Annotated in this window: 19 protein-coding genes and 1 other RNA gene; 12 read left to right on the top strand and 8 right to left on the bottom strand. The window is 56.9% G+C overall.

The features are described 5' to 3' along the window. Complete coding sequence (locus tag RA157_RS08795) at positions 1 to 225, top strand: hypothetical protein (protein ID WP_350336081.1); 225 nt, start codon at positions 1 to 3, stop codon at positions 223 to 225. 2 nt (positions 226 to 227) lie between these two features. Here RA157_RS08795 and RA157_RS08790 read toward each other — a convergent pair whose 3' ends face one another. Then, positions 228 to 908, bottom strand: coding sequence for a GntR family transcriptional regulator (locus RA157_RS08790; protein WP_350336080.1), 681 nt, complete (start codon positions 906 to 908; stop codon positions 228 to 230). A gap of 215 nt (positions 909 to 1,123) precedes the next feature. Between RA157_RS08790 and RA157_RS08785 the strand changes: the two genes are divergently transcribed. Further along, positions 1,124 to 2,281, top strand: coding sequence for a M24 family metallopeptidase (locus RA157_RS08785; RefSeq protein ID WP_350336079.1), 1,158 nt, complete (start codon positions 1,124 to 1,126; stop codon positions 2,279 to 2,281). Between the two features lie 3 nt (positions 2,282 to 2,284). Continuing rightward, positions 2,285 to 3,103, top strand: a complete 819-nt coding sequence (locus RA157_RS08780) for a carbon-nitrogen hydrolase family protein (protein WP_350336078.1) — start codon at positions 2,285 to 2,287, stop codon at positions 3,101 to 3,103. Between the two features lie 6 nt (positions 3,104 to 3,109). On the opposite strand, the gene fmt is transcribed toward RA157_RS08780, so the two are convergent. Beyond that, the gene (gene fmt / locus RA157_RS08775; protein WP_350336182.1) at positions 3,110 to 4,036 is read right to left on the bottom strand and encodes a methionyl-tRNA formyltransferase; all 927 of its coding nucleotides are present in this window, start codon (positions 4,034 to 4,036) and stop codon (positions 3,110 to 3,112) included. A 42-nt stretch (positions 4,037 to 4,078) separates the two neighbouring features. Continuing rightward, complete coding sequence (gene def, locus RA157_RS08770) at positions 4,079 to 4,594, bottom strand: peptide deformylase (RefSeq protein ID WP_350336181.1); 516 nt, start codon at positions 4,592 to 4,594, stop codon at positions 4,079 to 4,081. A 133-nt stretch (positions 4,595 to 4,727) separates the two neighbouring features. Between def and RA157_RS08765 the strand changes: the two genes are divergently transcribed. The 5 genes from RA157_RS08765 (at position 4,728) to RA157_RS08745 (ending at position 7,899) form a co-directional block, all read left to right on the top strand. Further along, the gene (locus tag RA157_RS08765; protein WP_350336077.1) at positions 4,728 to 5,006 is read left to right on the top strand and encodes a DUF1289 domain-containing protein; all 279 of its coding nucleotides are present in this window, start codon (positions 4,728 to 4,730) and stop codon (positions 5,004 to 5,006) included. Between the two features lie 60 nt (positions 5,007 to 5,066). Continuing rightward, positions 5,067 to 6,242 carry a DNA recombination protein RmuC gene (locus RA157_RS08760; RefSeq protein ID WP_350336076.1) on the top strand — a complete coding sequence of 392 codons (1,176 nt, stop codon included), beginning with the start codon at positions 5,067 to 5,069 and terminating at the stop codon, positions 6,240 to 6,242. 88 nt (positions 6,243 to 6,330) lie between these two features. After that, positions 6,331 to 6,651, top strand: coding sequence for a chorismate mutase (locus RA157_RS08755; RefSeq protein ID WP_434058482.1), 321 nt, complete (start codon positions 6,331 to 6,333; stop codon positions 6,649 to 6,651). A gap of 19 nt (positions 6,652 to 6,670) precedes the next feature. Beyond that, positions 6,671 to 7,441 carry an SDR family NAD(P)-dependent oxidoreductase gene (locus RA157_RS08750; protein WP_350336074.1) on the top strand — a complete coding sequence of 257 codons (771 nt, stop codon included), beginning with the start codon at positions 6,671 to 6,673 and terminating at the stop codon, positions 7,439 to 7,441. A 173-nt stretch (positions 7,442 to 7,614) separates the two neighbouring features. Continuing rightward, positions 7,615 to 7,899 carry a hypothetical protein gene (locus tag RA157_RS08745; protein ID WP_350336073.1) on the top strand — a complete coding sequence of 95 codons (285 nt, stop codon included), beginning with the start codon at positions 7,615 to 7,617 and terminating at the stop codon, positions 7,897 to 7,899. Here RA157_RS08745 and recR read toward each other — a convergent pair. The 4 genes from recR to ffs form a co-directional block, all read right to left on the bottom strand. Next, on the bottom strand, positions 7,845 to 8,450 hold the full coding sequence (recR, locus tag RA157_RS08740) for a recombination mediator RecR (RefSeq protein WP_350336072.1): 606 nt from the start codon (positions 8,448 to 8,450) through the stop codon (positions 7,845 to 7,847). The two genes, RA157_RS08745 and recR, sit on opposite strands and share 55 nt — an antisense overlap. 14 nt (positions 8,451 to 8,464) lie before the next feature. Further along, positions 8,465 to 8,788, bottom strand: coding sequence for a YbaB/EbfC family nucleoid-associated protein (locus tag RA157_RS08735; RefSeq protein ID WP_350336071.1), 324 nt, complete (start codon positions 8,786 to 8,788; stop codon positions 8,465 to 8,467). 159 nt (positions 8,789 to 8,947) lie between these two features. Then, entirely contained in the window at positions 8,948 to 10,774 is a 1,827-nt protein-coding gene (locus tag RA157_RS08730) for a DNA polymerase III subunit gamma/tau (RefSeq protein ID WP_350336070.1), read from the bottom strand. An 81-nt stretch (positions 10,775 to 10,855) separates the two neighbouring features. Further along, positions 10,856 to 10,953, bottom strand: an RNA gene (gene ffs / locus RA157_RS08725) — signal recognition particle sRNA small type. Between the two features lie 77 nt (positions 10,954 to 11,030). Here ffs and RA157_RS08720 point away from each other — a divergent pair. The 4 genes from RA157_RS08720 (at position 11,031) to RA157_RS08705 (ending at position 13,573) form a co-directional block, all read left to right on the top strand. After that, the gene (locus RA157_RS08720) at positions 11,031 to 11,459 is read left to right on the top strand and encodes an HIT family protein (protein ID WP_350336180.1); all 429 of its coding nucleotides are present in this window, start codon (positions 11,031 to 11,033) and stop codon (positions 11,457 to 11,459) included. Beyond that, complete coding sequence (locus RA157_RS08715) at positions 11,459 to 12,058, top strand: class I SAM-dependent methyltransferase (RefSeq protein WP_350336069.1); 600 nt, start codon at positions 11,459 to 11,461, stop codon at positions 12,056 to 12,058. The genes RA157_RS08720 and RA157_RS08715 overlap by 1 nt, the downstream gene beginning before the upstream one ends. Before the next feature lie 11 nt (positions 12,059 to 12,069). Beyond that, positions 12,070 to 13,038, top strand: a complete 969-nt coding sequence (gene nudC, locus RA157_RS08710; protein WP_350336068.1) for an NAD(+) diphosphatase — start codon at positions 12,070 to 12,072, stop codon at positions 13,036 to 13,038. A 142-nt stretch (positions 13,039 to 13,180) separates the two neighbouring features. After that, on the top strand, positions 13,181 to 13,573 hold the full coding sequence (locus RA157_RS08705) for a DM13 domain-containing protein (RefSeq protein WP_350336067.1): 393 nt from the start codon (positions 13,181 to 13,183) through the stop codon (positions 13,571 to 13,573). A 145-nt stretch (positions 13,574 to 13,718) separates the two neighbouring features. Here RA157_RS08705 and RA157_RS08700 read toward each other — a convergent pair whose 3' ends face one another. Continuing rightward, a complete protein-coding gene (locus RA157_RS08700) occupies positions 13,719 to 14,075 on the bottom strand; it encodes a hypothetical protein (RefSeq protein WP_350336066.1) in 357 nt (118 codons plus the stop codon).

Raw genomic sequence — 14,075 nt, 5'->3', positions numbered from 1 at the left:
ATGACGGATACACAAGGACTGCCTATCCCGACGCCTGACCTCTGCAGTCTGCCGGACGACATACATCCGGTCTGCCAGCGTCTGCTCGACCAGTTCTTCGCCGGAGAAATCTCCATCTTCAGCCCGGCCTTTGCGTGCAATATGGTGGATTCAGATCTGATACCGCTGGTGACCTGCCTGCTCAATGCCTATGCAGACGGCCGTCTGGACGTGTTGCATCTCTAGGGTCAGGATGCACTCCCATGAGGTGAGACTGCAGAACCGGCTCCCACGTCAGCCGACGCATGCTGAATAATTCTCTGGTAGCCGTAGCCGATATGGATTCTCTGGACGAGCCCCAGCGCGACCATGTCCCCCTGCAGTAGCGCCTCTCTGACGCCCTGAAGCTCCTGCACAAAAGCACCGGCCACTTCCTGACCCGCAAGCGCTGCAACACGGTACCAGGTGCTCGCAGCCTGCACATAGGCGTGCAACCAGAACGCCCGCAACATCTCATTACCGATGAGACCGGCAATCAGGTTCTGCAGCCGATCATTCAACGCAACATAAAGGCGGGCGTCAAAGACCTGTTCCAGTTCGACAGCCGAGTTCAGAAGGTCATTGATCTGCTGGATATCATGAGCGGTTACGGGCCTTGGAGACATGCTGCCAATCAGCTGGGCCAGATTTAATCGCATGTCATAGACATCCCGGATCTGATCCTTCGTAAGCCTGACAACCACGGTTCCGACACCGTTGCGTGTATCAACCAGGCCAAGGTGCTTGATCCGACTGATCGCATCTCTGACAGGCGTACGACTAACGCCAAACTCCCTGGCCAGCTCGGCCTCCTTCAGCTGACATCCCGGGGCGTAATCAAGGAAACAGATCCGACGAACAATCTCTTTCTGTATAGCGTCAACGGACATTTTTTCATCATCTGAACTCTCCGTTGATGCCCTGAAACCCTTTGTCATTACGACCCCTTTTTACGAGAGAACCTTACAAATGCATACAGCTCTCTCAGATTTCGACTGAATCCTTCTATATTATTATCTTTTTTCTCGACAGGTGTATACAGCTTGGCTTTAAATGAGACCGTCCACGCGTAAAGCCAGACCACACATCGGACAGGGAGCACCACATGCTGGATGAAGCCAAAGCCCGCACCCGCCTTCTTCAGGCGCAGATGAAAGACCGGAAGATCCGGAAAGCCGTCTTTACCGATGAAAGTTCGATTGCCTATCTGGCGGGCTTCTGGGGCTATCTGGGCATCGAATTCGGGCGCCCGACCATGCTGATTGTTGATGCAGATGGTGAACCGACAGTCATCACCCCTCTGATGGAATCGGAAATGGTTTCTGCCATGACCTGGGTTGATGATGTCCAGACATGGGAAGATATGGGGCAACGGAGCTGGGGCCGGGCGCTTGCGGAAACTCTGGGGGATAACCCGCAGGACATCTGGATTGAGAAACCGACAGTGCCAGCCCTGGTCCGGAATCATCTGGACGACACCTATCCCGGTGTACCGCTGCGGGATATCTCACCTGTGCTCGGGGCCATGCGCATGATCAAGACGCCCTTTGAGATCAGCATTATGAAGGAAGCCGGGCAGATTGCCGGAGCCATGATGGCGGCGGCCCATGACAGCCTGCGCGAAGGAGCCCGGGAATACGAATCGGCCCTTGCCGTGATTGAAGCAGGATCACATAAGGCAGCCGGGTTCCTGACCGACAGGGGATGGGACCGGTTTGTGTCGCCCATGATTCACAATCTGCAAATTCTGCAGAGCGGCAAGAACACATCCATGGTCCATCAGCGCGCCAGCGTCAAACCCTATGAGCGATTTGATCCGGTCTATTTCTGCTTTTGCAATATGGCACAGTTCAAACAATACAAGCTGGGCTTTGACCGGATGTTTCATATTGACGATATCAGGGATAAGGACAGGGATGTTCAGCAGGCGGCTATTGATGCACAGCAGGCTGCCATCGCAGCCATCCGCCCCGGCGTCAAGGCCGAGGATGTGGCCGCCGCAGCCAATGATGTTTACCGCGAACGTGGCTACGAAACCGGCTATAGAACAGGTCGGTCAATCGGCGTTGCCTATCTTGAAGCACCGGAACTGAAAGCCGGTGACAAGACTATTCTGCAGCCGGGGATGACTTTCGCGGTGGATGGGGGCATTTCCGTCAACGGGGAGACCGCCGGACGCATTGGCGACAGCATTGTGGTCACGGAAACGGGCGCAGACTATATCACGCACTATCCGCGTGAAATCCTGCTGAGCAAGAGCTGATCCATGACCTCGTCCCTGACAGTGGGTGTCGCGCAGTGCCCAGCGGACCTTGCAACCTCCGAAGAGCGCCTGCGCTGGCTCTCCAACACGCTGGCCAGCAATACAGGCCTGCGACCGGATCTGATTGTTCTGCCCGAGCTGTTTCAGTGCGGATACAATATCGGTGAAGCCATCCTCGACAGGGCCGAGACACCGGACGGGCCATTTGCTGAAGCAATTGCCGAGCTGTCACGGCATCATCAGACGGCAATCCTCTATGGGTTTGCCGAGCGACAGGACAAAACACTTTTCAACACGGCCCAATGCATAGACAGAACCGGCAGGCTCATCGGGCAGCACCGGAAGCTGGTCTTGCCTCCTGGCTTTGAGGAGAACTATTTCGCACCCGGACACGGCTGCGAGCTGTTTCAGCTTGCCGATTTCACCGTCGCCATTCTGGTTTGCTATGATGTGGAGTTTCCAGAAGCCCTGCGCCACGTGGCCCTGAATGGTGCAGATCTTGTCCTAGTCCCGACCGCGCTCGGCGCACAGTGGGGAGTTGTTGCGGAATCAGTGGTTCCGGCCCGGGCTTTCGAGAATGGGGTTTTTCTCTGCTACGCCAACTATACCGGACAGGAAAACCACATGCACTATTATGGTGGCAGCTGTATCATTGCCCCTGACGGCAAGGCATTGGCGCGAGCCGAGCAGGCGAACTCCGGCCTGTCACTGGCGGTCCTCGAGAAATCAGCCGTCGAGCGGGCACAGATAAGACTGCCCTACCATACCGATCGCTTCAAACTTCCCTGGATAAGCAAACAGCGCACAGACCCGGAGATATAGGGCCGTCTACCCAACCGTACGGACATCATTGCCACGCAGAAACTCATCCGCTTTCATCGCACCCTTGCCAGCCCGTTGAAGCTCAAGGATACGGATAGCGCCGGAAGAGCAGGCGATGGTCAAACCGTCATCAAGCAGGCTACCGGGAGCCTCCGCCTCGTGTTCTGTATCTGCCAGCTCCGTTCTCAGGATTTTGACCCTTTGAACCTTGCCACCGAGATCCATCTCGCACCATGCGCCAGGGAACGGAGACAGGCCACGAATATGGTTGTGCACATCGCGGTTTGAACGAGCCCAGTCGATGCGGGCTTCAGCCTTATCGATCTTGGCAGCATAGGTCACGCCATCATCAGACTGCGGCTGCGCCCCAAGCGAGCCGCGGTCAAGGGCAGCCAGAGCACGGACCATCAGGTCCGCACCAAGGACAGCCAACCGGTCATGAAGATCGGACGCGGTCATCTGATCCGTAATCTGGAGTTTTTCCGCCATGGCGACCGGACCTGTATCCAGCCCTTCATCCATCTGCATAACCATAACACCGGTTTCCGCATCGCCGCTCATGATAGCGCGCTGAATAGGCGCGGCACCGCGCCAGCGCGGCAGAAGGGACGCATGAAGATTGAGGCAGCCCTCTTCAGGTGCATCCAGGATGGCTTTTGGCAGAAGCAGACCATAGGCGACGACCACGGCGACATCAGCCTGATGAGACCGGAACAACTCCTGCTCGTCTTCATTTTTCAGGCTGGTTGGCGTGAAAACCGGGATACCAAACGCTTCCGCCTTGTCATGCACCGGGGACTTGCGTTCAGCCATACCGCGACCGGCAGGTCTTGGCGGCTGCGTATAACACGCCACGACCTCATGCCCCTGCCCCATGATTTCCATCAGAACCGGAACGGAGAAATCCGGGGTTCCCATAAAGACAACACGCAATGGCATGGCGATGGTTCTCCCGTTCTCAGAGCGGATTATCGATTACAGCAGGCCGAGTTTCTTGGCCTTGGCAAATTTCTTGAACACCCGGTCCCGACGCAGTTTCGACAGATAGTCGATAAACAGAACACCGTTCAGATGATCCACCTCATGCTGCACACAAGTGGCCAGAAGCCCTTCACAGTCGAGCTGCTGTTCCTTGCCGTCACGGTCCAGATATTTCACGGTCACGGAAGCAGGACGTTCCACCTCGGCATAATAATCCGGGATAGAGAGACATCCCTCATCATAAGTCGACCGCTCCTCTGACGAGGTGACGATTTCCGGGTTGACCAGAAACAGCGGCTGCTTCTCCTCATCTTCCCGAGCAACATCAACCGTAACCACCCGGCGCAGCACACCAACCTGCGGGGCAGCGAGCCCGATGCCCGGTGCGTCATACATGGTTTCCATCATGTCATCGAGGAACCGGCGCAGCTCATCGTCCACCCGCTCGACCGGCGCTGCGGTCTGGCGGAGAACATCATCAGGGATTTTTACAATATCGAGTACAGACATGCTGTGGGGATAGAAGATCAACGGGAACGGGTCAATGATCTATGACCTGCCTGAGGCGAAAAAACGCGCGTTTGACTTGTGGCTCTGCGGGGTGGTGGCTATATCGGATAGACAGCCGGAACGGAGACAGCCAGTGACAGAAGATTCGATCGGGAATTCGTCCGCCACCGATGAGGTCTGGAAGCGGAATGAGCCGGATTCTCCCTGTGAGAAGATCTGTATGATCCACCCTGCTGCGGGTCTTTGTATCGGCTGCCATCGCACCGCTGAAGAAATTGCCAACTGGGCCCGTTACAGCCAGGAGGATCGGCTGACACGGAAAGCGGAATTGCCCTCCCGTGCCGACCAGCTCAAGGGCCACGCTCCAGCCCGCCGCCGTGAACGGGTACGCCGTCGCACGCGCTCTTCATAAAACCGATCATGTTCATGGTTTGATCTCGCCACCTCAGCGAATCATGTATAGACTGGCCGGATGGATCAGATTGTCTTCATGCTCGGCCAGACGCCGGTGACGATGGCTGCCCTTATGGCAGGCCTGTCCGTCGTTGCTGTTGTCTTGCTGCTGGTTATTCTTGCCGCTCTTCTGAAAGGACGCGGTGTCCATGACAGCCGCGCAGCAGACGCGCAGAAACGGGCACAGGATCTGGAAGCAAAGCTCTCAGAGATGGGCAAGCTGCAGGCTGAGATGACCGGCCGCATGCAGACCATGGCCGAGGTGTTTGGCTCACGACAGGCTGACATGACCCGCGCCATGTCCGAACGGTTCGATTCCATGAGCCACAAAATCGGTCAATCCATGACCCAGACCAGCAAAAACACCCATGACCATCTCACGCAGCTGCACGAACGACTGGCGGTGATTGATACCGCGCAGAAGAACATCACCTCCCTAACCGGTCAGGTGGTGGAGCTGCAGCATATCCTGTCCAACAAGCAGACACGCGGGGCATTCGGTCAGGGGAGAATGGAAGCCATCATTCAGGATGGCCTGCAGCCGGGCGGCTATTCCTTCCAGACCACCCTGAGCAATGGCAAACGACCCGATTGCGTCATTCACCTGCCTCATGACGCACCGGTTCTTGTGGTGGATGCCAAATTTCCACTGGAGGGCTGGAACGGCATCCGCAATGCGGACAGTTCCGAAGAAGACAAGGCGGCACGTGCCCAGTTCCGGCAGGATGTGCAGAAACACATCAAGGATATTGCCGAGCGCTACTTCATTCCTGGTGAAACCCAGGACACGGCTTTTCTGTTTGTACCGTCGGAATCGATCTTCGCTGATCTGAACGAACAGTTCGAGGATCTGGTACAGAAAGCGCACAGAAGCCGGATTGTCATCGTCTCGCCATCGCTTCTGCTTCTGTCCATCCAGGTGATCCAGTCCGTTCTGCGTGACGCCCAGATGCGGGAACAGGCCCATCTGATCCAGGCGGAAGTCATCAAGCTGATGGATGATGTGGGGCGGCTGGATGACCGTGTGCGCAAACTGCAAAGTCATTTCAACATGACCACGAAAGATATCGACCAGATCCTGATTTCCACCGACAAGGTGGTGAAGCGCGGCCGGAAAATCGAGGCCCTTGATGTGGGGGATGATCAGGCCCCAGAGGGATCTTCTGTACCGCGTGACCTTCTGGCAGGCGAGTAGCCTTTATCTCCGGAAAATCCTGCCCGAGGCGCCAAATCTAACTTGAAGCATTCAGGGCTTGAAAGTAGGGTGTCGCCGATCATGCAAGATGGAGCAACGGGCCTTGGCACAAGACGATATCCCTTCTGAGCTTCTGGAAATCCGGGGCAGCATCGACAATCTGGATACCTCACTTATTCACCTGCTTGCCGAGCGGTTCAAGCTGACCAAGCGCGTTGGCCGTCTCAAGGCAATGCAGGGCATGAATGTGTCTGATCCATCCCGCGAGGCCCGACAGGTGGAACGCCTGCGCAAACTGGCAGCGGATGCAGACCTTGATCCGGACTTTGCCGAGAAGTTCATCCGTTTTGTGATTGAGGAAGTGATCCGGCACCACGAAACATTTCAGAATGGCTCCGACAGGAGCTGAGTGAAGACAGGAGCCCACCATGGCCGATTTGCGCGTTCTGATTACCGGTGCTTCCAGCGGCCTGGGTGTCGACTTTGCCCGGCTTTATGCAGAGCAGCGCCGCAATCTGGTTCTGGTGGCTCGACGCGGCGACCGGCTGGATGACTTGCGCGATGAACTGGAGCGCAAATACGGCATCAAAGTCCTGCCTATCGCTCTGGACCTGATCGCTCCGGGCGCGCTCGACCAGCTTGAAGCCCGCCTCACCGAAGAAGGCCTGACCGTAGATATTCTGGTCAACAATGCAGGCTTTGGCCTGCGTGGCCCTTTCCACACTCTCGACCGTCGGCGTCAGCTTGAGATGATACAGCTGAATATCTCCGTGCTGACTGATCTGTGCCATCGCTTCATCCCTCAGATGATTGAACGGGGCGACGGCGGCATTCTCAATGTGGCCTCTCTTGCTGCTTTCCAGCCTGGCCCGCTGCTGGCAATCTACTACGCGACCAAGGCTTATGTTCTGTCCTTTACCGAAGCCCTGCATGAAGAGCTGAAGCCGCACGGCATTCGTGTCTCAGCACTCTGCCCCGGTCCCGTCGCAACAGAATTTGCTGAAACCGCGGACATGACCGACACGCTGCTGTTTAAAACCGCGCTTCCGTCACCGCCTGTTGTCCGCCAGGCCATCCGGGCGCTTGAAAAGAACCGGGCCTTCACCATTCCAGGTCTGCACAATTGGCTTCTGGCCTTTTCGGGTCGCTTCGCTCCGCGTTTTCTGGTCCGCAAACTGGCGCGCCTGTTCCAGGCCTGACGGTTCCACGAACTCACCACGTTCTGTCCATCAATCCACCATCTCTCCGCTTTATCTGATCGCCGGATACCAGAGCATATTCCCGAAAAGTGTGTGCGGTTTTCGGATAAGACTATGCTTGGAAACAAAGAGACAGAGGATTTTGTATGGCTGTGGATTGCAATGGCCGAGTCGTGACAAAGCGCTCTCTTGTCCGCGTCATCACATTCGACCCAACCGGCTTTCAATTTGATACGAAAACCCGCGACAAGGTCATGTCTTTTATCGGTGACATCTGCGCTGTTACAGAGATCGACGAGTATGGCTATGTCTGGGTCAGCAAGGATTTCGGCCCTTACGAACATCACACAATCAAACTGGAACCTGAAGAGTATGAGTGGGTATCAGATCGCCCCACCCTCATTCAAAAATTCGTCCGCGCCCTGATGGCCTGGGCAAGGGTGCCCTCATCGAGATAATCCAGCTCACCACCGACTGGTACGCCATGGGCGAGGCGGGACACCTTGACGTCGTGGGCTGAGAGCTGATCGGTGATGTAGTGGGCCGTTGTCTGGCCTTCCACCGTTGCATTGACCGCGAGGATCACTTCGCTGACGGCACCGCCTGCAATTCTGTCAACCAACCGGCCGATACTGAGGTCGTCCGGGGTAATGCCATCAAGCGGCGAGAGAACGCCGCCAAGCACGTGATACTGGGCATTGATGGCAGCAGCCCGCTCCAGTGCCCAGAGATCAGACACATCTTCCACCACCACGATCACCCCCTGTTCCCGGCGCGGGTCTGTACAGATGGTGCAGGGGTCAGACGTATCCACATTTCCGCAGGTCGAACATTCCGACACCTTGTCAACGGCCACAGACATGGCATCTGACAAAGGCTTCAACACCTGATCCTTCTTCTTGATCAGATGCAGAGCCGCGCGCCTGGCCGAACGCGGGCCAAGGCCGGGCAGTTTCGCCAGAAGCTGAATCAGGCGCTCAATCTCAGGGCCGGTGACGGAACGGGACACGTTTTAATCGTCTCTCAGAACGGCAGTTTGAGGCCGTCGGGCAGGCCGAGACCACCAGTGATTTCCTGCATTTTCTCCTGCATCATCACTTCCGCCTTGCCCTTGGCATCATTGTGGGCTGCGACGATCAGGTCTTCAAGAATCTCCACGTCATCTTCCTGGAACATGGACGGATCGATTTTCAGGCCACGCATTTCACCCTTACCGGACAGGGTGACAGTCACCATGCCCGCACCTGCTGTGCCATCCACGGTCAGATCTTCGATTTCGGCCTGCATGGTCTGCATCTTACCCTGCAGTTCCTGCGCCTTTTTCATCATGCCCATCAGATCGCGCATGTCAGCCTCCATAAGCGTTGCGACGGGCCAGGCCGCCGTTTATAGCGTGCTTCCGAAAAGCTGGCCGACTTTCCGGATAAAAGCTCGCGTGAAAACAATATGTTAAAGCACCTCCGCCGATTCAACATTAAGGTTTGGTGCTTTAACGTCAACAGTTGTTCAATCCAGTTCAGAATCAAATTCGTCAAGCCCGAGATCATCAACAGCGACCTCGTCATCAGCCTCGGGCACTGCTTCCAATATGGGATCTTCGAGATCCTCATGCACCCGGACATCGACGATTTCCGCGCCGGGGAAGCGTTTCAGCACGGCTTCCACCAGAGGGTCAGACCGGGCATCGGTCAGCATCTTCCGCTTGGTCTTGTCCCGCCGTTCCGCAAGCGTATCGGCTTCCGCATCCTGCTCAACAGCAATGATCCAGTTATAACCGGTCCATTCCTTCAGCTGGCGGGACAGCTTGTTGGCAAAATCCTTCGGTGCGTCCGGGGTCAGACCGATTTCAAGACGACCCGGTTCAAGACGCAGCGGACGGACCTTGTTCTCAAGGTCAAGTTTCAACACCACGTTGCGATGTTTTTCAGCCAGCGCGATGATGTCTTCGAACCGCCTGAGCTGCGGGCCTGCGTCGGCCTGAGCGATTGTCTCCCGCTGTGGCATGGCGCGTGGAGCCGTGGCAACCCGCCCTCCCTGTACCGACTGGAACCGGGCCTGCGCGGGAGCACCACCTCCCCCTCCGCCTGAACCACTGCCTGAACCACCACCTGGTGCTGGCGAACCATCTGTCTGCACGCCTTCGTTCAGCAGGGCCTTCAGCGCCTCATCGGGCGTGGGAAGGTCAGCAGCATAAGCCAGACGGACAAGTACCATCTCGGCTGCTGCCAGCGGTCGCGGTGCGGCCTGCACATCCGGCAATCCCTTCAGCAGGATTTGCCAGGCGCGGCTCAGAACCCGGATGGACAGTTTCTCGGCCAGCGCAAGGCCACGCGTCCGCTCTTCCTCCGACAAGGAGGCATCTGAAGCTGAATCCGGAATCACCCGCAGGCGTGTCACCAGATGAGTAAATTCGGACAGGTCAGACAGAACCACAAAGGGTTCGGCACCCACGTCATAGAGGTCTTTCAGAATTGTCAGCGCGTCAGGCAGAGCCCCGCGTATGACGGCTTCGAAGAGATCAATAACCCGGGCACGGTCGGCAAGGCCCAGCATCTGGCGTATGTCATCCGCCGTGATCCGCCCGGCCCCGTGAGCCATGGCCTGGTCCAGCAGAGACAGCGAATCACGGGCTGATCCTTCACCGGCCCGCGCGATCATCGCCAGCGCCTCGTCATCAATCTCGACCGCTTCCCTATCGCAGATCATGCGCAGATGGCCCGTCAGATCACTGGCATCAATCCGTCGCAGGTCAAACCGCTGGCAACGGGACAGGACCGTAACCGGGACTTTGCGGATTTCTGTTGTGGCAAAGATGAACTTCACATGTTCCGGCGGCTCTTCCAGCGTTTTCAGCAGACCGTTGAAGGCCGCTGTGGAGAGCATGTGCACCTCATCGATGATATAGACCTTGTACCGGGCCGACACCGGCTTGTAGCGGGTGGCCTCGATGATTTCGCGAATATCGCCAATGCCCGTATGAGAGGCCGCGTCCATCTCGATGATATCCACATGGCGACCTTCAATAATCGCCTCGCAATGACTGCCGAAAGCAGGCATGTGAATGGTGGGCTGATCAATCTCGCCAGGGACTTCATAATTGAGCGCGCGGGCCAGAATACGGGCTGTGGTCGTCTTGCCCACACCACGGACACCGGTCAGCATATAGGCCTGCGCGATGCGCCCGGTCTCAAACGCATTGGACAATGTCCGGACCAGAGGCTCCTGGCCGATCATGTCATCAAAGGTACGGGGACGGTATTTCCGGGCCAGTACGCGATAGCCTGCCTGACCGGATGCCTTATTTTCCGGTGTCTTGGCAGAAGTATCGTCCATATAAACCGATCCGGAAGTTTGCGAGACGACCTGCCGTGCAATGACGCAGATCATCAGGTTACCCTTGCGGTTGACCCGAAGGTGAGAGGCTGGACGAATGACCCGTGCCGAAACTCGTTAGGGCTGCTTCCTTCCGGACCTGACCCGATTGGCGAGGGGCTCGTCCACTGCCAACCTCTCAAGAGCAACCATATCACATGTTGTTCGTGCTATGGCAAGAGTAGAGAGACAACAATTTCACGGTGATTCGGCGATGATCAACAATTTCCAACTGGATGAGCGGCTTGAAGCGGATTCCCTGCACATTACCAAACTCTGGCTTTGCGACCTGCGCATCATGAAGGATGCCAACTATCCCTGGCTGCTTCTGGTTCCCCGGCAGAACGATCTCGTTGAAATCATCGATCTGAAACCCGATGAGCGCCTGCAGCTGATGCTGGAGATTTCCAAGGTCTCGGAAGCTCTGAAGGAATTCACCGGCTGCCACAAGCTGAATGTGGCCCAGCTCGGCAACATGGTCCGCCAGCTTCATGTGCATGTTATCGCCCGAACTGAAGACGATGCAGCCTGGCCCGGACCGGTCTGGGGTGTCGCGGAGCCGAAGGAATGGGACGACGCTGAGCGTGACGCTCTTATGGCTCAGCTCAAGGACCGGCTGGCCCTGCCCGCCGACAGGAAAGCGTGATGGGCACACCGCTGCAGATTGAGGCTTACGATCGACAGGCGCAGACCTATGCTCACCGGATGGGGCGCCTGACTTACGAGGCGGAGAACCAGTGGTGGCTTGACCATCTGCCCGGCCCGACCGGCCTCGTTCTGGACCTGGGTGCCGGCACTGGTGAACCTGCCAGGCTGATGGCCCGGCGAGGCCACCGGGTCCTGGCCGTTGAGCCGTCTGATGCCATGCGCAGGATGGGCCAGAAAACCGCACCGGATGAACGGGTGACCTGGCTGGGTGATGCCCTGCCGAACCTGCCCGAGCTTTACCGTCGCGGTGTGACCGCGGATTTCATTCTGATCAATTCCGTTCTCATCCACTTGCGCCCGGCCATTATCCCTATGGTCTTCAAACGGCTGAGACCGCTTCTCAAAGCCCATGGACGACTGGCGCTGCTGCACCGGCAGGGACCGGCCCCACTGGGGCGGCCGATGTATCCGGTCAGTGTCGATCACGTACTCAACTCGGCGCTTGCAGCAGGGCTTGTCTGCCTGGATGACAAACGGGTTGGCGATACTCTGGGACGCCCCGGTGTCTCTTTCGCTCAGATGATTTTCGGCAAATAGGAAGGCTTACCATGGCACAGGATCTGTTTTCTCATATGCCGGAGGACGAATGGAGCCTCGTTCCAGGTTATGCGGGAAACCGCCTGGATCGCGAGGCAGAACAGCGTAGCGCCACATGCCTTGATGACGCGCTGGCCAATCCGGAAGCCCGCATTTACCTGCTGCATCAGGACCGGGTCATCAACCGGGTTGCTCCGGACGGCCTCAGGGCGGATTTTTCGCATAAAGAGGCCCTTGGTCTGGGGCTCACACCGGAAAGCCTGATCCTGCTCGGCCATGACGAAGCCATCCCCTATCTGGCAGGCCTGGTGCCGGAGCAGGCGCTTGATGGTCTCGATGATCATCACAAGGCCATCGACCTCCGATCACTTGCCATTCAGGGGGTGCTGGCTGCCAATCACATGGGTGCCCTTGCCCAGGCCCGCAGCCAGTTGCACTGGCATGACAGGCACGGGTTCTGTGCCAATTGCGGCTCGGCGACCTTGAAGGTCTGGGGTGGAGCCCGGCGCGACTGTCCGGACTGCAAGGCGGCTCATTTCCCGCGGGTTGATCCGGTGGTCATCATGCTGGTGGTTGATGGTGACCGATGCCTGCTGGGTCGTCAGCATTCCTGGCCGGACGGCATGTATTCCGCTCTTGCCGGTTTCATGGAACCGGGGGAAACCATGGAGGCTGCCGTCAGGCGGGAAATCAAGGAAGAATCAGGTCTTGAGGTTGGGCGGGTGCGCTATTGCGCCAGTCAGGCCTGGCCGTTCCCGTCCTCCCTGATGCTGGGATGTGTTGCAGAGGCCAAGACGACAGAGATCAACTTTGACCGGCAGGAACTTGATGACTGCCGCTGGTTCACAAGGAAAGAAGTCCGCGCCCTGTTGCCACGGGAAACCACCAGTGTTTCCCAGGATACAGATGGCGTAAATCTCTACGCACCAACCCGTATGTCCATCGCCAATCTACTCATTCGCGTATTCGAATATATATAGATAAATCACCAAGCTGTGTGAACGTGTGAAGTGAAATCTTCGCCAAGTCGTCCTATGTCGGATGTGCAATCGACTGCTGGGGGACGTCTTCGATCCTTCACAACAATGAATAATGTGCAACGGCATCCAAGGAGGATTGGCCATGTTCTTTAAACTTGTTTCTCGCATTGCTACCGGTCTGGTTTTCGCAGCAGGCCTCGCACTCGCAGCAACCAGCGTTCAGGCTGGTGGCGCCAAGCATGGCAATTTCACCGGTAAGTCTGACCACATCACCACCGGTAAAGTGGAAGTCAAAAAAGAAGGCGGCTACTACGTGGTCAAGCTCGGCAAAGACTTCTCTCTTGATGGCGCTCCGGACCCATGGGTCGGCCTCGGCAAGAACGGTAAATACGGCGCTGAGATCGCGGTTCTGAAGAACAAAGACGGTGCTCAGACCTACAAGATCAAAGCCGACAAGGCTGGTGACTTCAACGAAGTTTACATCTGGTGCAAAAAGTTCACGGTTCCGCTCGGCGTCGCCAAGCTGCACAAGTAAGCACCTGATCAGGGTTAGCCGCGCACTCTCGTATTGACAGCGTTCCCCCCACTCTGCAGTACCCGTGCGGCTTTCAGACCGGCAGTTCCCCTCCCACAGACGGGGCTGCCGGTCAAACTTTGTCTAAATTACAAAAAATACAGGCTTACTGTTTCCTGATCACATAGCGCAGAGAATCATTCTTCTGTTTCAGAACGGTCAGTTCAATGGTCATGCCGTGCTTCAGAAATAAAGAGCTGTGCTTACTCATTGACGCAACGACTTTTCTGCCATTCTCAAGTGTGACATAAACGACGTAGCCGCCCGTACCCTCTTCACTCTGCACCCGCGTCCAGGACTGCACCACACCGTCCACATTGTACCGCGCAACCACTTCAGTCGAGTGGATGTACCAGAGTATAATACCGGCTAACCCGGCAAACATCCCAATGACCATCAGTACAGACGGTACATGCTCACGGAAGCGAAGGTAATTCAGATAAATCCGCTGTCTCAGATCCAT

It is taken from the genome of Coralliovum pocilloporae (genome assembly GCF_030845175.1).
Classification (GTDB): domain Bacteria; phylum Pseudomonadota; class Alphaproteobacteria; order Rhizobiales; family Cohaesibacteraceae; genus Coralliovum; species Coralliovum pocilloporae.
Note: the sequence above shows the minus strand (reverse complement) of the source record. Positions and strands in the feature narration are given on the sequence as shown.

Excerpts from the sequence above, each read along its gene's own strand:
- RA157_RS08795 (WP_350336081.1), top strand. The coding sequence starts at position 1 with ATGACGGATACACAAGGACTGCCTATCCCGACGCCTGACCTCTGCAGT.
- RA157_RS08790 (WP_350336080.1), bottom strand. The coding sequence starts at position 908 with ATGTCCGTTGACGCTATACAGAAAGAGATTGTTCGTCGGATCTGTTTC.
- RA157_RS08785 (WP_350336079.1), top strand. The coding sequence starts at position 1,124 with ATGCTGGATGAAGCCAAAGCCCGCACCCGCCTTCTTCAGGCGCAGATG.
- RA157_RS08780 (WP_350336078.1), top strand. The coding sequence starts at position 2,285 with ATGACCTCGTCCCTGACAGTGGGTGTCGCGCAGTGCCCAGCGGACCTT.
- def (WP_350336181.1), bottom strand. The coding sequence starts at position 4,594 with ATGTCTGTACTCGATATTGTAAAAATCCCTGATGATGTTCTCCGCCAG.
- RA157_RS08760 (WP_350336076.1), top strand. The coding sequence starts at position 5,067 with ATGGATCAGATTGTCTTCATGCTCGGCCAGACGCCGGTGACGATGGCT.
- RA157_RS08755 (WP_434058482.1), top strand. The coding sequence starts at position 6,331 with ATGGAGCAACGGGCCTTGGCACAAGACGATATCCCTTCTGAGCTTCTG.
- RA157_RS08750 (WP_350336074.1), top strand. The coding sequence starts at position 6,671 with ATGGCCGATTTGCGCGTTCTGATTACCGGTGCTTCCAGCGGCCTGGGT.
- RA157_RS08735 (WP_350336071.1), bottom strand. The coding sequence starts at position 8,788 with ATGCGCGATCTGATGGGCATGATGAAAAAGGCGCAGGAACTGCAGGGT.
- RA157_RS08730 (WP_350336070.1), bottom strand. The coding sequence starts at position 10,774 with ATGGACGATACTTCTGCCAAGACACCGGAAAATAAGGCATCCGGTCAG.
- RA157_RS08715 (WP_350336069.1), top strand. The coding sequence starts at position 11,459 with ATGGGCACACCGCTGCAGATTGAGGCTTACGATCGACAGGCGCAGACC.
- nudC (WP_350336068.1), top strand. The coding sequence starts at position 12,070 with ATGGCACAGGATCTGTTTTCTCATATGCCGGAGGACGAATGGAGCCTC.
- RA157_RS08705 (WP_350336067.1), top strand. The coding sequence starts at position 13,181 with ATGTTCTTTAAACTTGTTTCTCGCATTGCTACCGGTCTGGTTTTCGCA.
- RA157_RS08700 (WP_350336066.1), bottom strand. The coding sequence starts at position 14,075 with ATGGATCTGAGACAGCGGATTTATCTGAATTACCTTCGCTTCCGTGAG.